Here is a 17,864-nt window from a genome sequence, read left to right on the forward strand (position 1 = left end):
GGCGATGGCGGGGAGGGTCCGCCCGGTCCCATTCCGAACCCGGTAGCTAAGCTCCCCAGCGCTGATGGTACTGCACTCGACAGGGTGTGGGAGAGTAAGACACCGCCGACACACTAATTGAGAAGGGCCTCGTTCCCTCTGGATTCGTCCAGGGAACGGGGCCCTTCTTCTATCCCCAGAACCTTTAGCCGACCGCTTTTGTGCGGGGAATCGTCGTGAGTTCCCCGCACAAAAGCGCGGTCGTTCGCCTCAGGAGAGCTTGCGGCGGAGGAGTTCGAAGCAGAGCACCGAGGCGGCGCTGGCGACGTTGAGCGACTCGACACCGCCCGCCATCGGGATGGCCAGCGGCTGGGTGATCCGGGACTGCACCTCTTCGGACAGGCCCGCGGTCTCGCTGCCCAGCACGAACACCGCGCGGGAACCGAACTCGGTGCCGTAGATCGTGTCCGGGGCGTCCGCTTCCAGCGCGTACAGCGGGTATCCCGCGTCGCTCAGCATCTCCGCGGCTTCACCAGCGGTGCGGGTCCGCAGCACCGGGGCGTGGAACGCGACGCCGGCCGAGGCCTTGATGACCAGCGGGTCGAGGCTGGCGACTCCTCGGTGCGGCACCACGATGCCGTCGATCCCGGCGGCCGTCGCGGTGCGCAGGATCATGCCGACGTTGGCCGGCGTGGTCAGGCCGTCCAGCAGCAGGATCTTGCCCGGCGCGGTTGCCGGGTCCTCGAGGGCGTCGGTGAGCGGGCGCATCTTGCGGGCCACCACGTCGGCCAGCACGCCCTGGTCGTGGCGGCCGTTGCCGGCCAGCACCTTGACCCGGTGCGCGCTCGCGCGGTGGACGCGGACCGCTCGGTCGGCGGCCGCTTCCTTGATCTCCTCGATGATCGGTCCCCGCAGGCCCTCGGCCAGGACCACCTTGTCGACGCGGAGGTCGTGGTCGGTCAGCGCCTCCAGCACGGGCTTGCGGCCGTAGACGGTGACGAATCGGTCTTTCGGGGAAACTTCGCTGGTCACGTCACCAAGTGTCACATGCGGTTGCGGGCGGCTGGCCACTGGAACCCCTCGGTGCGGGGCGGGTTGTGTGCCAGGATCGCGGACATGTCCGATCGTCTTTCCGCAGTAGACGCGTCCTTCCTCTACCTGGAGGACTACACCACGCCGATGCACGTCGGTGGTGTTGCGGTGTTCCGGCGTCCGCGCAGCGGATTCGACTACGACCGGGTGCTGTCGCTGATCGACCGCCGGCTGGGGTTCGTGCCGCGCTACCGGCAGCGGGTCATGCCGGTGCCGGGGAAGCTGGCGCGGCCGGTGTGGGTGGACGACCAGGACTTCGACCTCACCTACCACGTCCGCCGCTCGGCGCTGCCCAAGCCGGGCAGCGACGCGCAGTTGTACGACCTGGCCGCCCGGTTGATGTCGCGCAAGCTCGACCACGCCCGCCCGCTGTGGGAGGTGTACCTGGTGGAGGGCCTGTCGAAGAACCGGGTCGCGGTGATCACGAAGACCCACCAGGCGATGGTGGACGGCATCGGTGCGCTCGACATCGGCCAGGTGATCTTCGACGTGGAGCGCAACCGGGAGGTCCCGGACGTCGACGAGCTGTGGATGCCGAGACCGGAACCGACCCTGGCCGAGCTGGTGGTGGAGGCGATGACCGACGCCGTGCAGCGACCGGGCGAGGTGGTCGAGAACGTCCGGGCGGCGATGGTGGACGTGACAGCCACGGCGCAGAAGGTCACCCGCGCGTTGGGCGGTGTTGCCTCGGCACTGCGCACTGCGGTGGTTCCCGCTCCCAGCGGGCCCTTGAACGCGCCGACCTCCGCGCAGCGCCGGTTCGCCGTCGCGCGGGCGAGGCTCGAGGACTTGCGGGCCGTGCGGCGGGCGCACGGCAGCACGGTCAACGACGTCGTGCTGGCGGTGGTCACCGGGGCGCTGCGGAACTGGTTGCTGTCCCGCGGTGAGGTGGTCGCGCCGTCGACCACGGTTCGCGCGATGGTCCCGGTGTCGGTCCGCTCCGACGACGCCGAGGCGCGCGCGACCTACCCGGAGACCAGCAGCCTGCCGGTCGGTTCGGTGGGCAACAAGGTCTCGGCGTACCTGGTCGACCTGCCGGTCGGCGAGGGCAACCCGACCGTCCGGTTGCACCAGGTCAGCCATGCCATGCGGGCGCACGCGGAGTCCGGGCAGTCGGTGGCGGCGGGGGCGCTGGTCAAGGTGTCGGGGTTCGCGCCGCCGACGCTGCACGCGTTGGGGGCGAGGGTGGCCAACCAGTTCTCGGACCGGTTGTTCAACGTCCTGGTGACCAACGTTCCCGGACCGCAGGTGCCGCTGTACGCGGCGGGGGCGAGGATGATGGAGATGTTCCCGGTGGTGCCGCTGGCCAAGAACCAGTCGCTGTCGGTGGGGGTGACCTCCTACGACGGCGGCGTGTACTTCGGGTTGAACGCCGATCGGGATGCGATGCCCGATGTGGACGTGCTGGCGGCGATGATCGGGGAAGCGGTGGACGAGATGATCGGCACGGTCGAGGCGTGAGGGATTCCCCCGCCCGCCGGTCGTGGTCGCGTTCCAGCCGGAGCTGATGCAGTGGAGGACGAGATGGGGATGGTCGAGGCATGAGGGTTTACCTGCCTGCCACGCTGCCGATGCTTCGGCAACTGGTGGCCGACAAGCAGTTCCAGCCGCTGGGCGGGACTGCGTTCGCGCTGACGCCTGCGCTGCGCGAGTCCTACGCCAGCGGCGACACCGAAGAGCTCGAGTACGCGGCGATGCGGGAGGCGTCGCGGGCGTCGCTGCGGCTGATCGCCGGCGAGCCGAGCGCTGATGAGAAGCCGGAGATGCGGCGGGTGGTGATCTCCGCCGACGTCGATGACGTGACGCTGCGCCCGGATCTGGACCACGCGGTGGTGAAGGTGTCCGGGCCGGTGCAGTGGAAGCAGATCGCCGCGGTGCACGTGGACGCGACGGAAGCTGAAGACGCGGTGCGCGCGGCGGCGGCGGTGATCGACGCCGCCGATCTCGGCGATCCGGATGCGGAGTTCGCGCTGGGCGACGCGGAGGACCACGAACTCGCCTGGTACGCGCCGCAGGAAGTGCCGTTCTTGCTGGAGTTGATGTAGCGGGGTGGGTCCGCCGGGCGGTGCTGGACCGCCCGGCGGACATCAGCGGCCGTCAGCCGGGCAGACCCGGGGTGCTCGGCATGTCCTGCACCTGGTCGGCCGGCGGCGTGGTGATCTCCACCGGCTTGCCCCAGTCCGCGTAGCGCACGGTCAGCTTCGTCTCCGGGATGTCCTGGCCCTGGACCTTCATCGCCGGGCTGGTCATGGCGACCTTCAGCGGCAGCTTGTCGGCGTCGACCCAGACGGTCTGCTTGAGCTCGGTGACACCGGAGTCCAGCAGCACCTTGAAGCCGGCCTTCTTGGCCTCCGGGGCCTCCTCGGCGGCCTTCTTCAGGTCGGTCACGACCTCGTAGCGGGTCGCGTCCTTGCCGTCGACCTGCTCCTCGGCGCTCGACTGGATGCTGGAGCCGGCCGGCAGCATGGCCTGGAGGTCGCTGATCTTGCCCAGCTCGCCGAACTGCTGGGTCATCTCCTCGGTCGCGGGCATCTTGACCCACTGCTTGCTCGGGTCACCGGCCAGCTGTGCCATCTGCGGGCTCTTCATGAAGATGCCGTCGCCGTTGATCGTCATCTCGACGGCACCGCCGCCGCAGCCCATCGCGGCCTTCTCGACGTCGACCTGGCACTTCATGTTCTCGTACATCTGGGCGAGCGGGCCGGTGCCCTCGAAGGAGACGGTGACCGTCTTCTTCTCGTCCATGGTGCTCTTCGCCGCGGTGACCAGGGACGAGACGTCCGTGATCGACGAACCGGAGTTGGTCTCGCCGGCGTTGTTCGAGCCGGACGGCGACCCACCCTGGCTGCAGGCCCCGAGGGAGGCTGCCAGAGCGACAGCGGACAGGGCGGTGGCAATGCGACGCACGAATCGTCCTCTCTGCGTGGAGAATGCAATACGACGAACGTAACAGCGCATTGATCCGGTAGGTCGCACTTTCGGTGCAATTCGTTGGGTATGTCCGGTCACCTCGGTCGTTGCGCCTGCGGCGGGACGTCCTGGAACACGCCGATCTTCTCGGCCGGGGGGACGCGGATTTCGGTGGGAGCGCCCCAATCCCGGTAGGTCGAGGTCAGCGACACCTGGCCGGCCTGGGCGACCTGTCCGGTGGCCGCGAACTGCGCGGGCAGGCCGGATTCGTCCAGCCACAGCTGGTATTCGAGCTCGGGTTCACCGGCGTCGGCGGCCTTCTGGAACCGGGTTCGCTGCTGCGGATCGGTGGCCGCGTCGGCGGCCTGCGCGGTGACGATGCGCAGCTGGTAGCGGGTGGTGGGCTTGCCGTCGACCTGGTCCGGCGCGCTGGTCTGGATGCGGGTGGCCTTCTCGACGCCGCTGAACGTGGCGCGCGGGTCGACGGCCTCCTGCACCTGGTCCAGGGCGGGGCTGAGCAGCTTGGAGCCGAAATCGCCCGCGCCGGGGGAGATCCGCAGCCACGGCTTGTCCGGTGCGGGGCGGGCCAGCGGGGTCTGCAGGTAACCGGTTCCATCCACGATGGACAGAGCGATCCGCTGCGGTGGTTGGTTGCCGGTGCCGCGGGTCTGGCCGTTGAGCGCGAGATCGGTTTGCTGGCCGCGGTAGCGCACGACGCCGTCGGCGGTGAGGTCGCCGACCACGCCGAGGCTGCCGCGGATCTGGCTGCGCGTGCTGCCGCGTTCGTCGATCCTGCTGATGACCTGGGACAACATCGCGTCGGCGGTGGGACGGGGATCGGGGTTGGCGGCGATGGCGTTCGTCGGGACCGGTGGTTCTCCGGAACATCCGCCGAGTGCTGCGATCAGGGTGAGACCAGCGGAAATCACCGCGGTCCTGGTGCGGGCTCGGGACATCGGGCGCGCTCCTCGGGCCGTTGGCGGCTCTTCGGCTCGCACGGCGGAGAACCGTGCGACGGCATGCGTGAGCTGCGAAAACATCCTCCGCTCACGCCGACCGCGAACCACGCTAACAACGAAGTCGTCATGCCACAGGGGACGATCGCGTCCCGAACGGGGGAAATATGGGCCGAGATTCGCGTTTTTCCGCGGTCAGGCCTCGTCGAGGCCCGCTCGGGAACGCAGCAAGCGGCGCAGCGAGGCGAGCTGCTCCGCGCCGCCGCCGTCGGCCGCGAAGGTGTCCAGGTGGCAGTCCGGGTCGTCGGAACCGCCCAGGTGCCCGCAGTTCGGCGGGCATTCCTCCGCTGCTTCGGAGAAGCCCTCGAAGGCCGCGATCACGTCGTCGGCGGTCACGTGCGCCAGGCCGAACGAGCGGATGCCCGGGGTGTCGACCACCCAGCCCCGCTCGGGCAGCGCCAGGGCCACCGCTGACGTCGAGGTGTGCCGTCCCTTGCCGACTCCGCTGACCTCACCGGTCGCGCGGTCGGCGTCCGGCACCAGCCGGTTGACCAGGGTGGACTTGCCGACCCCGGAGTGCCCGACCAGCGCGGACACCCGGCCGGCGAGGAGTTCGCGCAGCTGCTCGGGTTCCGCGTCGAGGCTGGTGATCGCGATCGGCATGTCCAGCGAGCGGTAGGTGCTGATCCACTCGCCGGGCTCGGCCAGGTCGGACTTGGTCAGGCACAGCACCGGCGCGAGACCGCCGGCGTAGGCGGCGACCAGGCAGCGGTCGATGAACCCGGGGCGCGGCGGCGGATCGGCGAGCGCGGTGACGATGATCAGCTGTTCGGCGTTGGCCACCACGACCCGCTCGTAGGGGTCGGTGTCGTCGGCGGTGCGGCGCAGCACGCTGTTGCGGTCGGCCACGCGCACGATCCGGGCCAGCGTGTCGGGCTTGCCGGAGGTGTCGCCGACCAGGTCCACCAGGTCGCCGACCACCACCGGGGTGCGGCCGAGCTCGCGGGCGCGCATGGCGGTGACGATCCGGTCCGGTCGGCCGTCCAGCGCGCAGGTCCAGCGGCCGCGGTCGACGGCGACGACCATCGCGGACTCGGCGTCGGCGTGCTTCGGGCGCTGCTTGCTGCGCGGCCGGCTGCCCTTGCCGGGGCGCACCCGCACGTCGGACTCGTCGAGGTGGCTCCAGCCCCGCTTGCTCATCGGACCGCCTCCGGGCTCACACCGACTCCCCGAGCATCTCCGCCCACATCCCGGGGAAGTCGGGGATGGTCTTGCCGGTGGTGGCGATGTCCTCGACCAGCACTCCGGGGACTCGCAAGCCGAGGATCGCGCCGGCGGTGGCCATCCGGTGGTCGGCGTAGGAGTGCCAGTTCCCGCCGTGCAGCGGCCGGGGCTCGATGATCAGGCCGTCCTCGGTCTGCTCGACTGCGCCGCCCAGCTTGGTCAGCTCGGTCTGCAGCGCGGCGAGCCGGTCGGTCTCGTGCCCGCGCAGGTGCGCGATCCCGCGCAGCTGGGAGCGGCCGGTCGCGAGCGCGGCCAGCGCGGCGACGGTGGGGGTGAGCTCGCCGACGTCGTGCAGGTCGAGGTCGACCGCATTGATCTCGGCGGGGCCGGTGACGGTCAGGCCGTCCTCGGTGAGCTGCACCTGCGCGCCCATCTCGGCGAGGATGTCGCGGATCGCGTCGCCGGCCTGCGTGGTCCGGGCCGGCCAGCCGGGGACGGTGACGGTTCCGCCGGTGGCGGCCGCGGCGGCGAGGAACGGGGTGGCGTTGGACAGGTCCGGCTCGACGTCCAGGTCGAGCGCGCGGATCGGGCCCGGGGTCACTCGCCAGGTGTCGGCTTCCTGGTCGTCGACCTCGACACCTGCGGCGCGCAGCATCGACACCGTCATCTCGATGTGCGGCAGCGACGGCACCGGCTCGCCGGAGTGCCGGACCACCACGCCCTGCTCGAACCGCGGCGCCGACAGCAGCAGCCCGGAGACGAACTGCGAGGACGCGGAAGCGTCGATGGTCACCGAGCCGCCGGGCAGCTTCCCGGTTCCGCGCACCAGGAACGGCAGCGCATCGCCGTCGATGTCGGCGCCGAGCGAGCGCAGCGCGTCCAGCACCGTGCCGAGCGGGCGCTTGCGGGCGTGCGGGTCGCCGTCGAAGGTGATCTGCCCGGAGGCGAGCGCGGCGATCGGCGGCACGAACCGCATGACCGTGCCCGCCAGGCCGCAGTCGACCTCGGCCGGTCCGCGCAGCTCAGCGGGGGTGACCTGCCACGAGCCGTCCGGCCCGTCCAGCACCTCGACGCCGAGTGCGCGCAGCGCGCCGGCCATCAGCTCGGTGTCCCGGCTGCGCAGCGGGGCTCGCAGCGTCGACGGACCGTCGGCGAGCGCGGCGAGGACCAGAGCCCGGTTGGTGATCGACTTCGAACCGGGCACCGGGACGGTCGCGCGCACCGCGCCGGAGGCGGTTGGAGCAGGCCAGAGCTGGGTCATGGGCCAATGATCCCCCACCTCGCCCGGAGAATTCAGCGCCGGGTGCGCGTTGGCGCCGCGAGTTGCTGGAGTGGCATCTCGCCGCTGCGATCTGTTCGCGCCGCTCGCCTGCGACGATCCGGACTGCCAGGATGGGATCGACCACACCACTGCGAGGTGACGGAGGTTCGACCGGGCATGTGCGGCAGGTATGCCTCCACGAAGGATCCGGGCAAGCTCGCGGCCGAGTTCGCCGCCCTGGACAGCACCGGTGGTGCGGCCCCCGGCGCGGACTTCAACGTCGCGCCGACCAAGCGCGTGCTGACCGTGGTGCAGCGGCACCCGCAGGACGAGGCAGGGGAGAAGGACCTCGAGCGGACCGAGCGCAGCGTCCGCGTGATGCGCTGGGGCCTGGTGCCGATGTGGGCCAAGGACAAGTCCATCGGCAGCCGGATGATCAACGCCAAATCCGAGACCGTGACGACCAAACCCGCCTTCCGCACCTCGATCAAGCGCTACCGGTGCCTGGTGCCGGCCGACGGTTGGTACGAGTGGAAGCGCGAAGGCGACCGCAAGCAACCGTTCTTCATGACCTCCCCGGACGGCTCCAGCCTGGCGATGGCCGGCATCTTCGCGACCTGGCGCGACCCGAAGGTCGAGGACGCCGAACCGCTGGTGACCTGCTCGGTGCTGACCACCGGCGCGATCGGGCAGCTGTCCGAGGTGCACGACCGGATGCCGCTGCTGCTGCCGTCCAGCGCTTGGGCGCACTGGCTCGACCCGGACCAGCCGGACGTGTCCGACCTGCTCGCGCCGCCGTCGGAGGAACTGGTGGCCGGGCTGGAGCTGCGGCCGGTGTCCACCGCGGTCAACAACGTCCGCAACAACGGTGCCGAACTGGTCGAACGCGTGCCGCTCGAGCCGCAACCGCAGGCGGTAGGTTTGGACCCCGGGCTGAAGTGAGTCGACGCGGGGTGGAGTTCTGATGTGTGGTCGGTACGCCGTCGAGCACGATCCGGCGGTGCTGGCCGAGCAGTTCGCGGCAGCTGATCGCACCGGCGGTGAGGTGCTCGCGGACTTCAACGTGACACCGACGAAGACGGTGCCGATCGTCGTCCAGCGCGGTGCCGAGCGCAGCATCCGCCCGGTGCGCTGGGGTCTGGTGCCGACGTGGGCGAAGGACATGAACAGCGGGCCGCCGATGATCAACGCCCGTGCCGAGTCCATCACCACCAAACCCGCCTACGCCGAGTCCGCGCGGCGCCGCCGCTGCCTGATGCCCGCGACCGGTTGGTACGAGTGGAAGCCGGGCGACCGGCGGCGGCAGCCGTTCCTGTGCCGGCGCCGCGACGGGGCGAGCCTGGCGATGGCCGCGGTGTTCTCCGCCTGGTGGGCGCCGGACTCCACCGACCGGCCGCTGGTGACGTGCGCCGTGGTCACGACCGACGCGCTCGGGGAGCTGGCCGACGTGCACCACCGGATGCCGCTGGTGCTGCCGCAGGACCGGTGGGCGGACTGGCTCGACCCGCAGCGGAGCGAGATCAGCGAGCTGTTGACCCCGGCGGAGGGGATGCTCGACGATCTGGTGCTCCACCCCGTCTCCACCGAGGTGAACAGCATGCGCAACAACCACCCGGACCTGCTGCGGCAGACCGATCCGGTGCCCGAACCGGCCGAGCAGGCAGCGCTGTTCGAGTCATGACCAGGGTCGAGGTCGAAACTCCGCACGGCCCGGCTCGGGCCGAGCTGCACTGCGCCGAAGAGGGGCGCGCCGCGCTGCTGCTCGGGCACGGCGCGGGTGGCGGCATCGCCGCGCCCGACCTGGTGGCGGCGACCCGCGCGGCCACCGAGGCCGGCGTGCACGTGGCGCTCGTCGAGCAGCCGTACCGGGTGGCCGGCCGACGGGCCCCGGCCCCGGCCAAGCAGCTGGACGCGGCGTGGCTCGCGGTGGCCGAGGACCTGGGCGAGCGGTGGTTCGCCGATCTCCCGCTGCTCTTCGGCGGCCGGTCTTCCGGCGCGCGGGTGGCGTGCCGGACCGCGGAGGACGGGGCGGCTTCGGCCGTGCTGTGCCTGGCGTTCCCGGTGCACCCGCCCGGCAAGCCGGAGAAGTCCCGGATGTCGGAGCTCGACGGCGTCGAAGCGCCGGTGCTGGTGGTGCAGGGGGAGCGGGACGCCTTCGGCCAGCCCGAGCCGTCGCACAACCGCGAGGTCGTCCTGGTGCCCGGCGACCACTCGCTGAAGGCCGACGTCGACGCGGTCTTCCGCGCGACCCAGGAATGGCTGGGCCGAGTCCTCCGCCTGATCGACTAGCCCGTTCGAGAGCGCAGCTCCCTGAACGAGTGATCTCGCAGGTCTCCGACCTGCGACAATCACCATCTGAAATTGAGGGCGTTGCTCCGTTCGCGTCAACTTCGGACGATCATGCGGAGAGTTCGGCGCCCCCCGACCGCGATCCGGTTTCGCGCAGCGGACTCCCCACCTCCCGGACTGGGCGCCATCCCCCAAGCCCGTTCGGTTCCCCGGTGCGACTGTTGCGCGGCAGTGGCACCAGCGTCGGGGGAGTGGTTCGTCATCGTCCGCCGGGCCACTCCCCCGCGCGCTGATCAAGCGGAGATGTCGGCGAGCACCGCGTCGAGCAACCCGGCGAGGTCCGCCGCGGCGAGTTCGATCTCCAGGCCGCGCCGCCCCGCGCTGCAGCAGATCGTGTCGAAGCCGGTGGCGGAGGAGTCGATCACGACCGGCAGCCGCTTCTTCTGCCCGAGCGGCGAGATGCCGCCCGCGACGTAACCGGTGGCGCGCTCGGCCGCCGCCACCTCGGCCATCTTGGCCTTCTTCCCGCCCAGCGCCGCCGCGAGCTTCTTGAGGTCGAGCTGCCCGGTGACCGGCACGACGCCGACCGCGAGCTTGCCGTCCACCTCCGCGACCAGCGTCTTGAAGACCCGTTCCGGAGCCTGGCCGAGCGCCTCGGCGGCCTCCAGCCCGTAGGAATCGGCGCGCGGATCGTGCTCGTACGCGTGCACCTCGTGCGGAACCTTGCGCTTGGCCAGCAGCGCCGTAGCGGGAGTGCCCTTACCTGCCATGCGCGTCACTCTAGAAGGCCGGAATAACAGGTCGCGGGAGTCCGTTGGACGGGCTGTGACCATGGATTCGACGAACACCTGCGTGCTGGAGCGCCCCGAGCGCGAACGGCCGTCACCGACAGGTAGTCGCAGTAGGGCGCGCGTATCCTCGAACCTGGACCATGCGAACGAGCGCATGGGTTCGTCGCCTGCTGTCACTCCGTCCAGGCGGCGGGAAAGGAGCCCGGTGCCAAGCACCCCAGAGCACCCGGACGTGACTGGGCGCGACTCCGACCGCACCGAGGAGACCGAAGAGCAGCGCGCCGCGCGTTTCGAGCAGGACGCGATGCCGCTGCTGGACCAGCTCTACGGTGCGGCTCTGCGCATGACGCGAAACGCCCAGGACGCCGAGGACCTGGTCCAGGAGACCTACCTCAAGGCGTTCTCCGCGTTCAAGTCGTTCACCCAGGGCACGAACCTGAAGGCCTGGCTGTACCGCATCCTCACCAACACCTACATCAACGGCTACCGCAAGCGGCAGCGCCAGCCTCAGCAGCAGCCGACGGATGAGATCGCCGACTGGCAGCTCGCGCAGGCGGAGAACCACACCTCCAGCGGGTTGCGCTCGGCCGAGGTCGAGGCGCTGGACCGGTTGCCGGACACCGATGTGAAGGCCGCGCTGCAGCAGCTGGCCGAGGAGTTCCGCATGGTGGTCTACCTCGCGGACGTGGAAGGCTTTGCGTACAAGGAGATCGCCGAGATCATGGGCACGCCCATCGGCACCGTCATGTCGAGGCTGCACCGTGGTCGCAGGCAGCTGCGTGAGATGCTCACCGACGTCGCCCGCGATCGCGGTTTCTTGCGGGAGACCCAGCGGGAGGTGAGCACTTCATGAATTGCGGCGGGTCCGACGAAGCCTCTTGCGAGGACGTGCTCGCCGAGGTGTGGCTGTTCCTGGACAACGAGTGCGACCAGCAGCGACGTGCTGCGGTGCAGGAGCACCTCGACGGTTGCGGGAGTTGCCTGGAGCACTTCGGCATCGAGGAGCACATCAAGGCCCTGCTGCACCGCAAGTGCAGCGGTGAGCACGCGCCGACGGAGCTGAAGGAACGGCTCCGGAGCTCGATCAGGGAAGCCGTCCTGAGCAAGGCCGAGGTGACCGTCGAGCAGGGTCCCGACGGCACCTCCGTCGAGGTACGGACCAAACGAACCTCGATCGAATGACCTCAGAATGCTGAATGGCCCCGGACCAAATCAAAGGTCCGGGGCCATTCGCGTGTTCGACGGCTGGTGCCGCCGGCGCTCACGAGTTGGGGCGCTTGCCGTGGTTGGCCTTGTTCTTCTTACGGTCCTTCTTCTTGCGGGCCCGCTTGCCCATGGCGCCTCCTCGAGCTCTGCTGTCCGACCAGTCCGGTGACCTGTCTGGCCGTCGCGGCCGACCCGGTCTCCGCTGGGGTTTCGAGCTCCCAGTTTGACATGCCCACCACCTGCCGCTGGCGGGTGGTTCCGGTCGTGGTTTCCTAAGCAGGGGCCTACCGGGCCGCGGTGAGGAGAGGGGCTGATCTTGTCCACGCTGAGTGACCTGCTCGCCGAGCACACCGGGCTGTCCGGTACTGCGGCCGACCACCTGCAGCTCGTGGTCGCCGAGTGGCAGTTGCTCTCGGACCTGTCCTTCGCCGACTTCCTGCTGTGGGTGCCGATCGGCCCCCAGGAGGATCCCGAGGCCCGCTTCATGTGCGTGGCCCAGGCCCGGCCGACGACGGCCCCCACCGCCCACCCGGAGGACGTGGTGGGTACCGAGGTCACCCAGGACGAGCACCCGCAGCTGCGGCGCGCGGCCGGCGAAGGCCGGATCTGCCGCGAGGAGGACCCGCGCTGGCACCTCGGAGTGCCGGTGCGCCGCGAGACGATCCCGGTCCGGCTCGGCGACGAGGTGGTGGCGGTGCTCAGCCGCGACACCAACCTCGCGGTGCCGCGGGTGCCGAGCCCGCTGGAGATCTCCTACCTGGGCAGCGCCGCGGACCTGTGCCAGATGGTCGCCGACGGCACCTTCCCGACGCCGGAGCCGGCGCCCGACGTGCACACCAGCCCGCGGGTCGGCGACGGGCTCATCCGCCTCGACAGCTCCGGCACCGTGGTGTTCGCCAGCCCGAACGCGCTGTCGGCCTACCACCGGATGGGCCACGCCGCGGACCTCGTCGGCGCGCAGCTCGCGCCGCTGACCCGGTCGCTGCTCAACGATCCGTTCGACGCCGACGAGGTGGCGCAGCGGGTGCGGCGCGCGATGGGCGGTCAGCCCAGCATGCGCATCGAAGCCGAGGCGCGCGGTGCGACGGTGCTGTTCCGGGCGCTGCCGCTGCGCCCGCGCGGGCAGCAGGCCGGTGCGCTGGTGCTGGTCCGCGACGTCACGGAGGTCAAGCGGCGGGATCGCGCGCTGATGTCCAAGGACGCGACGATCCGCGAGATCCACCACCGGGTCAAGAACAATCTGCAGACGGTGGCCGCACTGCTGCGGCTGCAGTCGCGGCGGACCGGCAACAACGAGGCGCGCCTAGCGCTGGACGAGTCGGTGCGGCGGGTGACGTCGATCGCGCTGGTGCACGAGACGTTGTCGATGTCGGTGGACGAGCGGGTCGACCTGGACGACGTGGTGGATCGTGTGATCCCGATGATGAGCGACGTCGCCGCGGCCGAGACCGGGGTGAAGGTGCGTCGCGAAGGCCGGTTCGGGGTGGTGTCCGCCGAGTTGGCGACCCCGCTGGTGATGGTGCTCACCGAGCTGGTGCAGAATGCTTTCGAGCACGCCTTCCCGGAAGGGCAGGGCGGCGAAGTCGTGGTGCAGGCGGAGCGTTCGGCGCGTTGGCTGGACGTCGTCATCTCGGATGACGGTCAGGGCCTTCCGAAGGGTTTCTCCCTCGAACGCGCCGAACGCCTCGGCCTGCAGATCGTGCGGACCCTCGTGGAATCCGAGCTCCGAGGGTCGTTGAGCTTGCGCGGTCGCGGGCGGCAGCGGGGTACCGAGGCGGTGTTGCGAGTTCCGCTGAAGTACCGGCGCTGACGTCTGCCCGGTGGGTCGGGCGCCGCGCGGTGCGTCGATGCTGTGATGCGGCGGTCGGGTGTCGCATCTCGACCGATCTCATCGGAGCTCCGGATCCGCCGGCTCGAACGAGCTGTGAGCTGAGCGGTTCTTCCGGTTCCGACGTCGACGCTGATCAGCCGGGTCTCGTCGGGGTGTGCGGGTTGTTCGGTGCGATGGCCGTTCTTCGCGACCGGGGCGAAGACGCCGGGTCGATCACCGGGGGTGCGATCGACCCGCTGCGTCTTCAGCGAGCTTCGCTACTCAGGCGTTGGTGCGGGCCCGGGTGCGAGCGTTGCGCCGCTTGAGGGCACGCCGCTCGTCCTCGCTCATACCGCCCCAGACGCCGGCGTCCTGCCCGCTCTCCAGTGCCCAAGCCAGGCACTCGGAGGCGACCGGACAACGGCGGCAAACGGCCTTCGCCTCGGCGATCTGCAGCACGGCAGGACCGCTGTTCCCGACGGGGAAGAACAGCTCCGGGTCCTCGTCACGGCAAACCGCATCGTGGCGCCAGTCCATCGTTCCTTGCTCCTCGCTAGGCGCGCCAACGCGCGCCGCTCGTACGTTCGGGGTGTTTGTGAATGCTTTCACGGAGTCCGTGTGCTTGTGAATACTTTCACGAACTGCCGCGATGTCAAGAGTTCGATCTCGTGTGGTGAGGGAGCTCACCCGAAAGATCGACAGAGCTTGACCAGGGGTTTCAGTGTGTCACCGGTCGCAGATGGGGGTCGCGAGTCGGCAACGACGTCCATCCGTTACGTGAAGGTTATACGGAGACGCGGAGAGCATCCGGGACTGAGAAGAACTCGATCTCCGAACGCTCACCCAGGCAATCACCATCGACCTGCAGGCGCAACGGCTCCGTACAGGTTACGCAAAGATGGGCCACGTCCGCACGCTCAATTGAGTTTCTTCCGTGTGGTTTCGCTCTACCGCGCAGCATTTCCGCTACATGTCGTAACACAGGGTAAGCACGCATGTTCTTCAGCGCGAAGACGCCCAAACCGGTGTCGAAGCTGGTCTCGGGGCTCATCCGGACCGGTCGGGACCCCAGGTACGTCCACGGGTCGGTGTTCGAGACGAACACGCTGTGCAACCCGCTGACCTGCAATTCGTCGCCGATTTGCAATCCGATCTGCGGCTCCTGCCGAGCCATCCGGAAGTAGCAGGCGAGTGCCGTGCGGGCGTAGAGCGCGGGGGTGACGTTGCGGCCGTTCGAGCGCAGCCGCTCCACTTCGGCGACGACTTCTGCGTCCCATCCCACACCTGCGTTGAACGTGAACCAGCGCTCATCGGCGCGGCCCAGCCCGACCCACCGGGAGCTGCGCTCGTCGACCGCGCGCAGCAGGCGGTGCGTGGCCTCGACCGGATCCCTGGGCAGCCCCAGGGCGCGGGCGAACACGTTGGCCGAACCACCGGGCACCACGCCCAGCGTCGGCATCTCGCGGTCACCGACCTCGCCTGCCGCGAACATGCCGTTGACCACTTCGTTCACCGTGCCGTCGCCACCGTGCGCGATCACCAGGTCGGCGCCGTCCTGGACGGCCGCGCGGGCGGCGTCGGCGGCGTGACCCCGGTACTGCGTTTCGACGACGTCCAGCTTCAGCTCGCTGGCCAGCGCGTGGGCGAGAACATCCCGGCCGGCCGCAGTGGTGGACGTCGCCTGCGGGTTGACGACGAGTACGGCGCGCACACCCGCAGCCTAGGGGAAGGCCTCCGGGCGTCCGTGCACCGTCCAGCGGTTCAGCTCTCCGGCAGGGCCCCCTTCCGCCGCGATCGGCAGTGGGATCGGCCGCCGTGCCCGACGCGGGCGGGGCGGGTCGGCTGAAGCACCAGGAGCGGGTGCGCCGTGCCGCTGACCTCCGCCGGGACCCGGTGGAACCCGGATGCGCAACCCCGGAGCGCATCCGCTCGTCGTCCACCCGAGCCGGTCGGGCGCGCGGACGATGCAGCGGACACCCCGATATCCGCGATCGCCGTGGCAGCCATGAGTCGATCATCGCGCGGTGACCGTGGTCGCAGCCATGCGACGTTCGGGCGGTATTACCATCGGAAGGGCATACGCAGAGTCACCGAATTCGGCTTTTCCGGAAGGGCAGCAGCGACTGTGTTGACCGAAGTCGTCCCGCGCAGCGTGCGCATCGCCGGCGTCCTGACCACGCTGCAGGCCGTGGCGGGGTTGATCTTCGTCGCCGCGCTGCTGATCCGCAGCACCGCCGCCGACATCGGCGGGGTCGGGGAGTTCGGTCGCGGCCAGACCTACGGCGAGGCCGGGTACTACGCCCTGCTGTCGGCGGGCGTGCTCGCGGCGGGCATCGGCATGCTCAAGGGCAAGCACTGGGCGCGGACCCCGGCGCTGCTGCTGCAGCTGATGCTCCTGGGCACCGCCTGGTACGCGTTCGGGCCCTCCGGGCAGCCGGTGATCGGCCTGGCTCTCGCCATCCCCGCGATCGCGGTCCTCTACTTCATGTTCAACCGCGAGGGGCGGCAGTGGTCCTACTACGGCAACGCCGCCCCCGACGCAGACCCCGAGGACTGACTGCGGTTTTTCAGGCGCTGAAGGCGTCCAGGGCTTCGCCGGTCAGGCGGAAGGTCGTCCACTCGTCCATCGGGATCGCACCGGCGGCCTTGTAGAAGTTGATGGCCGGCTCGTTCCAGTCCAGGACCTGCCACTCCAGCCGCGCGTAGCCGCGGTCGACGCACTCCTTCGCCAGCGCCTGCAGCAGGGCCTTGCCCAGACCGCTGCCGCGCTGCTGGGGACGCACGAACAGGTCCTCCAGGTAGACGCCGTGCACGCCCTCCCAGGTGGAGAAGTTCAGGAACCACAGGGCGAGACCGACGACCGCACCGTCCACTTCGGCCACGTGCCCGAACAGCGCCGGGTTCGGGCCGAACAGCGCCGCGCGCAGCTGCTGGTCGGTCAGGTGGCACTTCTCGGGCGCCTTCTCGTACAGCGCGAGTTCGTGCACCAGCTCGACCATGGCGGGAACGTCGGCTTCGGTCGCACGGCGGATCATCGGTACCTCCACGGGTTCTGCCTACCGGAGCAGCATATTCGGCGCCGGTGGGCCGGTGGAGGGGATCAGCCCTGCTGCCAGGGCGGGATGTTGGCGCGCACGATCTGCGGCACGCCGCGCTCCCAGCCCAGCACGGTGATCCCGGCCGGGTCCAGGGCGAAGCGCGCGCCATCGGTGGCGGGCAGCCCGAGCCAGCGGGCGACCAGGCAGCGGCTGAAGTGGCCGTGCCCGACCAGCACCACATCGGACGCGGCGTCCGCGATGCGCGCCAGCACGTCGTCGGCGCGCGCCGTGACCTGCGCCGAGGTCTCGCCGCCCGGGCAGGGGTGCGTCCACACCGTCCAGTCCGGGACCTGCTCGCGGATCTGCGGCGTGGTCAGGCCCTCGTAGTCGCCGTAGTCCCACTCCGCGAGCAGCGGTTCGGTGACGATGTCGTCCAGACCGGCCAGCACCGCTGTGCGCTGCGCGCGTTGGCGCGGGCTCGCGAGCACGGTGACGGGTCCGGGCGGGCGCAGCGCGGACAGGGTCTGCCCGGCTTGGCGGGCCCGCAGTTCGCCTTCGACCGTGAGCGGGATCTCGGAGCGGCTGGTGTGCTGACCGGTCTGGGACCACCGGGTGGTGCCGTGTCGGAGGAGGTAAACGCGGTGCTCGTCCTGTGCCACGGCCAGAGCGTAACCGCGCTACGCGGGGAGCACCCCTTCGCGGACCGCGGCCGCCAGCTCGGGTCCGGCCTTGTCGGGCGAGCCCGCGTCGAACGGCGGTTGCGGGTCGTACTCCAGGGCCAGCTGGATCAGCTTCGCGGCGTCCTCGCCCCACAACCGCGCCGCCAGCAGCAGCGCCATGTCGATGCCCGCCGACACCCCGGCGCCGGTGATCACGTCGCCGTCCACCACCACGCGATCGGTGCTGACACGTGCTCCGAGCTCGGCCAGCGCGTCGCGGACCGCCCAGTGCGTGGTCGCCGGTCGGCCGTCGAGGATGCCCGCCTTGGCCAGCAGGGTCGATCCGGAGCAGACCGATGCCGTCCAGGTGGTGGTCGGGTGCACGGCGGCCAGCCAGTCGATCAGCTCGGTGTGCTCCAGCGCGGTGCGCCACTGGGAGCTGCCGGGGACGACCACGACGTCCGCGCTGGTCAGCTCGGCGAAGGTCGTGGTCGGCTGGATCGGCAGGCCGGAGTCGCAGACCACCGTGTCGCGGGTGGCGGCCACGAAGTGCGGGGTCGTGCTGTCCGGGCCGGCGAGGACCTCGTACGGGCCGATCAGGTCCAGCGCGGTGAAGCGGTCGTAGAGCACGAAGGCGATGTCCACAGTG

General features: G+C 70.3%; 21 protein-coding genes and 1 rRNA gene. 10 read left to right on the forward strand and 12 right to left on the reverse strand.

The features are described from left to right. A 5S ribosomal RNA gene (rrf, locus tag OU415_RS13410) occupies positions 1-111 on the forward strand; the annotation flags it as partial. Between the two features lie 138 nt (positions 112-249). Here rrf and OU415_RS13415 read toward each other — a convergent pair. Continuing rightward, positions 250-1,011, reverse strand: a complete 762-nt coding sequence (locus OU415_RS13415; protein WP_270949037.1) for a TrmH family RNA methyltransferase — start codon at positions 1,009-1,011, stop codon at positions 250-252. Positions 1,012-1,095: 84 nt separating this feature from the next. Between OU415_RS13415 and OU415_RS13420 the strand changes: the two genes are divergently transcribed. Both OU415_RS13420 and OU415_RS13425 read left to right on the forward strand, forming a co-directional pair. Further along, positions 1,096-2,532 carry a WS/DGAT/MGAT family O-acyltransferase gene (locus tag OU415_RS13420; RefSeq protein ID WP_270949038.1) on the forward strand — a complete coding sequence of 479 codons (1,437 nt, stop codon included), beginning with the start codon at positions 1,096-1,098 and terminating at the stop codon, positions 2,530-2,532. Positions 2,533-2,612: 80 nt separating this feature from the next. Next, a complete protein-coding gene (locus OU415_RS13425) occupies positions 2,613-3,116 on the forward strand; it encodes a DUF6912 family protein (RefSeq protein ID WP_270949039.1) in 504 nt (167 codons plus the stop codon). A 52-nt stretch (positions 3,117-3,168) separates the two neighbouring features. Here OU415_RS13425 and OU415_RS13430 read toward each other — a convergent pair whose 3' ends face one another. The 4 genes from OU415_RS13430 to aroA all read right to left on the reverse strand — a co-directional run bounded on the left by OU415_RS13430 (position 3,169) and on the right by aroA (position 7,422). Next, entirely contained in the window at positions 3,169-3,978 is an 810-nt protein-coding gene (locus OU415_RS13430) for a hypothetical protein (protein ID WP_270949040.1), read from the reverse strand. Positions 3,979-4,076: 98 nt separating this feature from the next. After that, complete coding sequence (locus tag OU415_RS13435; protein ID WP_270949041.1) at positions 4,077-4,937, reverse strand: hypothetical protein; 861 nt, start codon at positions 4,935-4,937, stop codon at positions 4,077-4,079. A 195-nt stretch (positions 4,938-5,132) separates the two neighbouring features. After that, positions 5,133-6,137: a ribosome small subunit-dependent GTPase A gene (rsgA, locus tag OU415_RS13440; RefSeq protein WP_270949042.1), complete on the reverse strand. Its 1,005-nt coding sequence runs from the start codon at positions 6,135-6,137 to the stop codon at positions 5,133-5,135. Between the two features lie 16 nt (positions 6,138-6,153). Then, positions 6,154-7,422 (reverse strand): 3-phosphoshikimate 1-carboxyvinyltransferase, encoded by a 1,269-nt coding sequence (gene aroA / locus OU415_RS13445; protein ID WP_270949043.1) that lies wholly within the window; start codon positions 7,420-7,422, stop codon positions 6,154-6,156. 177 nt (positions 7,423-7,599) lie between these two features. Here aroA and OU415_RS13450 point away from each other — a divergent pair, with 177 nt between their 5' ends. The 3 genes from OU415_RS13450 to OU415_RS13460 are packed head-to-tail and all read left to right on the forward strand — an operon-like array spanning position 7,600 to position 9,711. Next, entirely contained in the window at positions 7,600-8,364 is a 765-nt protein-coding gene (locus OU415_RS13450; RefSeq protein ID WP_270949151.1) for an SOS response-associated peptidase, read from the forward strand. 22 nt (positions 8,365-8,386) lie between these two features. After that, the gene (locus tag OU415_RS13455) at positions 8,387-9,103 is read left to right on the forward strand and encodes an SOS response-associated peptidase (protein ID WP_270949044.1); all 717 of its coding nucleotides are present in this window, start codon (positions 8,387-8,389) and stop codon (positions 9,101-9,103) included. Continuing rightward, on the forward strand, positions 9,100-9,711 hold the full coding sequence (locus tag OU415_RS13460; RefSeq protein ID WP_270949045.1) for an alpha/beta hydrolase family protein: 612 nt from the start codon (positions 9,100-9,102) through the stop codon (positions 9,709-9,711). The genes OU415_RS13455 and OU415_RS13460 overlap by 4 nt, the downstream gene beginning before the upstream one ends. Before the next feature lie 293 nt (positions 9,712-10,004). Here OU415_RS13460 and ybaK read toward each other — a convergent pair whose 3' ends face one another. Further along, entirely contained in the window at positions 10,005-10,481 is a 477-nt protein-coding gene (gene ybaK, locus OU415_RS13465; RefSeq protein ID WP_270949046.1) for a Cys-tRNA(Pro) deacylase, read from the reverse strand. Positions 10,482-10,707: 226 nt separating this feature from the next. Here ybaK and OU415_RS13470 point away from each other — a divergent pair, with 226 nt between their 5' ends. Together OU415_RS13470 and rsrA are read left to right on the forward strand one after the other, a co-directional pair. Then, the gene (locus tag OU415_RS13470) at positions 10,708-11,355 is read left to right on the forward strand and encodes a sigma-70 family RNA polymerase sigma factor (protein ID WP_408641845.1); all 648 of its coding nucleotides are present in this window, start codon (positions 10,708-10,710) and stop codon (positions 11,353-11,355) included. Then, complete coding sequence (rsrA, locus tag OU415_RS13475; RefSeq protein ID WP_270949048.1) at positions 11,352-11,684, forward strand: mycothiol system anti-sigma-R factor; 333 nt, start codon at positions 11,352-11,354, stop codon at positions 11,682-11,684. Before OU415_RS13470 ends, rsrA begins: the two co-directional genes overlap by 4 nt. A gap of 79 nt (positions 11,685-11,763) precedes the next feature. On the opposite strand, the gene OU415_RS38355 is transcribed toward rsrA, so the two are convergent. Continuing rightward, a complete protein-coding gene (locus OU415_RS38355) occupies positions 11,764-11,838 on the reverse strand; it encodes a 50S ribosomal protein bL37 (protein ID WP_103908190.1) in 75 nt (24 codons plus the stop codon). A 186-nt stretch (positions 11,839-12,024) separates the two neighbouring features. On the opposite strand from OU415_RS38355, the gene OU415_RS13480 reads away from it, so the two are divergent. Beyond that, positions 12,025-13,518, forward strand: coding sequence for a PAS domain-containing sensor histidine kinase (locus OU415_RS13480; RefSeq protein WP_270949049.1), 1,494 nt, complete (start codon positions 12,025-12,027; stop codon positions 13,516-13,518). A 282-nt stretch (positions 13,519-13,800) separates the two neighbouring features. Here OU415_RS13480 and OU415_RS13485 read toward each other — a convergent pair whose 3' ends face one another. After that, positions 13,801-14,055 (reverse strand): WhiB family transcriptional regulator, encoded by a 255-nt coding sequence (locus tag OU415_RS13485; RefSeq protein WP_093157940.1) that lies wholly within the window; start codon positions 14,053-14,055, stop codon positions 13,801-13,803. A gap of 247 nt (positions 14,056-14,302) precedes the next feature. After that, positions 14,303-15,229, reverse strand: coding sequence for a diacylglycerol/lipid kinase family protein (locus OU415_RS13490; protein ID WP_270949050.1), 927 nt, complete (start codon positions 15,227-15,229; stop codon positions 14,303-14,305). 414 nt (positions 15,230-15,643) lie between these two features. On the opposite strand from OU415_RS13490, the gene OU415_RS13495 reads away from it, so the two are divergent. Continuing rightward, entirely contained in the window at positions 15,644-16,075 is a 432-nt protein-coding gene (locus OU415_RS13495) for a hypothetical protein (protein WP_270949051.1), read from the forward strand. 10 nt (positions 16,076-16,085) lie between these two features. On the opposite strand, the gene OU415_RS13500 is transcribed toward OU415_RS13495, so the two are convergent. The 3 genes from OU415_RS13500 to OU415_RS13510 form a co-directional block, all read right to left on the reverse strand. After that, positions 16,086-16,553 carry a GNAT family N-acetyltransferase gene (locus OU415_RS13500; protein ID WP_270949052.1) on the reverse strand — a complete coding sequence of 156 codons (468 nt, stop codon included), beginning with the start codon at positions 16,551-16,553 and terminating at the stop codon, positions 16,086-16,088. A 65-nt stretch (positions 16,554-16,618) separates the two neighbouring features. Continuing rightward, positions 16,619-17,215, reverse strand: coding sequence for an acid phosphatase (locus tag OU415_RS13505; protein ID WP_270949053.1), 597 nt, complete (start codon positions 17,213-17,215; stop codon positions 16,619-16,621). A gap of 18 nt (positions 17,216-17,233) precedes the next feature. Continuing rightward, the gene (locus OU415_RS13510) at positions 17,234-17,860 is read right to left on the reverse strand and encodes a DJ-1/PfpI family protein (RefSeq protein WP_270949054.1); all 627 of its coding nucleotides are present in this window, start codon (positions 17,858-17,860) and stop codon (positions 17,234-17,236) included. Between the last annotated feature and the right edge of the window lie 4 nt (positions 17,861-17,864).

Source organism: Saccharopolyspora oryzae, from assembly GCF_027853915.1.
GTDB lineage: Bacteria > Actinomycetota > Actinomycetes > Mycobacteriales > Pseudonocardiaceae > Saccharopolyspora > Saccharopolyspora oryzae.

Coding starts and splice junctions, on each gene's coding strand:
- OU415_RS13460 (WP_270949045.1), top strand. CDS start 9,100: ATGACCAGGGTCGAGGTCGAAACTCCGCACGGCCCGGCTCGGGCCGAG.
- rsrA (WP_270949048.1), top strand. CDS start 11,352: ATGAATTGCGGCGGGTCCGACGAAGCCTCTTGCGAGGACGTGCTCGCC.
- OU415_RS13485 (WP_093157940.1), bottom strand. CDS start 14,055: ATGGACTGGCGCCACGATGCGGTTTGCCGTGACGAGGACCCGGAGCTG.
- OU415_RS13420 (WP_270949038.1), top strand. CDS start 1,096: ATGTCCGATCGTCTTTCCGCAGTAGACGCGTCCTTCCTCTACCTGGAG.
- OU415_RS13455 (WP_270949044.1), top strand. CDS start 8,387: ATGTGTGGTCGGTACGCCGTCGAGCACGATCCGGCGGTGCTGGCCGAG.
- OU415_RS13500 (WP_270949052.1), bottom strand. CDS start 16,553: ATGATCCGCCGTGCGACCGAAGCCGACGTTCCCGCCATGGTCGAGCTG.
- ybaK (WP_270949046.1), bottom strand. CDS start 10,481: ATGGCAGGTAAGGGCACTCCCGCTACGGCGCTGCTGGCCAAGCGCAAG.
- OU415_RS13450 (WP_270949151.1), top strand. CDS start 7,600: ATGTGCGGCAGGTATGCCTCCACGAAGGATCCGGGCAAGCTCGCGGCC.
- rsgA (WP_270949042.1), bottom strand. CDS start 6,137: ATGAGCAAGCGGGGCTGGAGCCACCTCGACGAGTCCGACGTGCGGGTG.
- aroA (WP_270949043.1), bottom strand. CDS start 7,422: ATGACCCAGCTCTGGCCTGCTCCAACCGCCTCCGGCGCGGTGCGCGCG.
- OU415_RS13425 (WP_270949039.1), top strand. CDS start 2,613: ATGAGGGTTTACCTGCCTGCCACGCTGCCGATGCTTCGGCAACTGGTG.
- OU415_RS13435 (WP_270949041.1), bottom strand. CDS start 4,937: ATGTCCCGAGCCCGCACCAGGACCGCGGTGATTTCCGCTGGTCTCACC.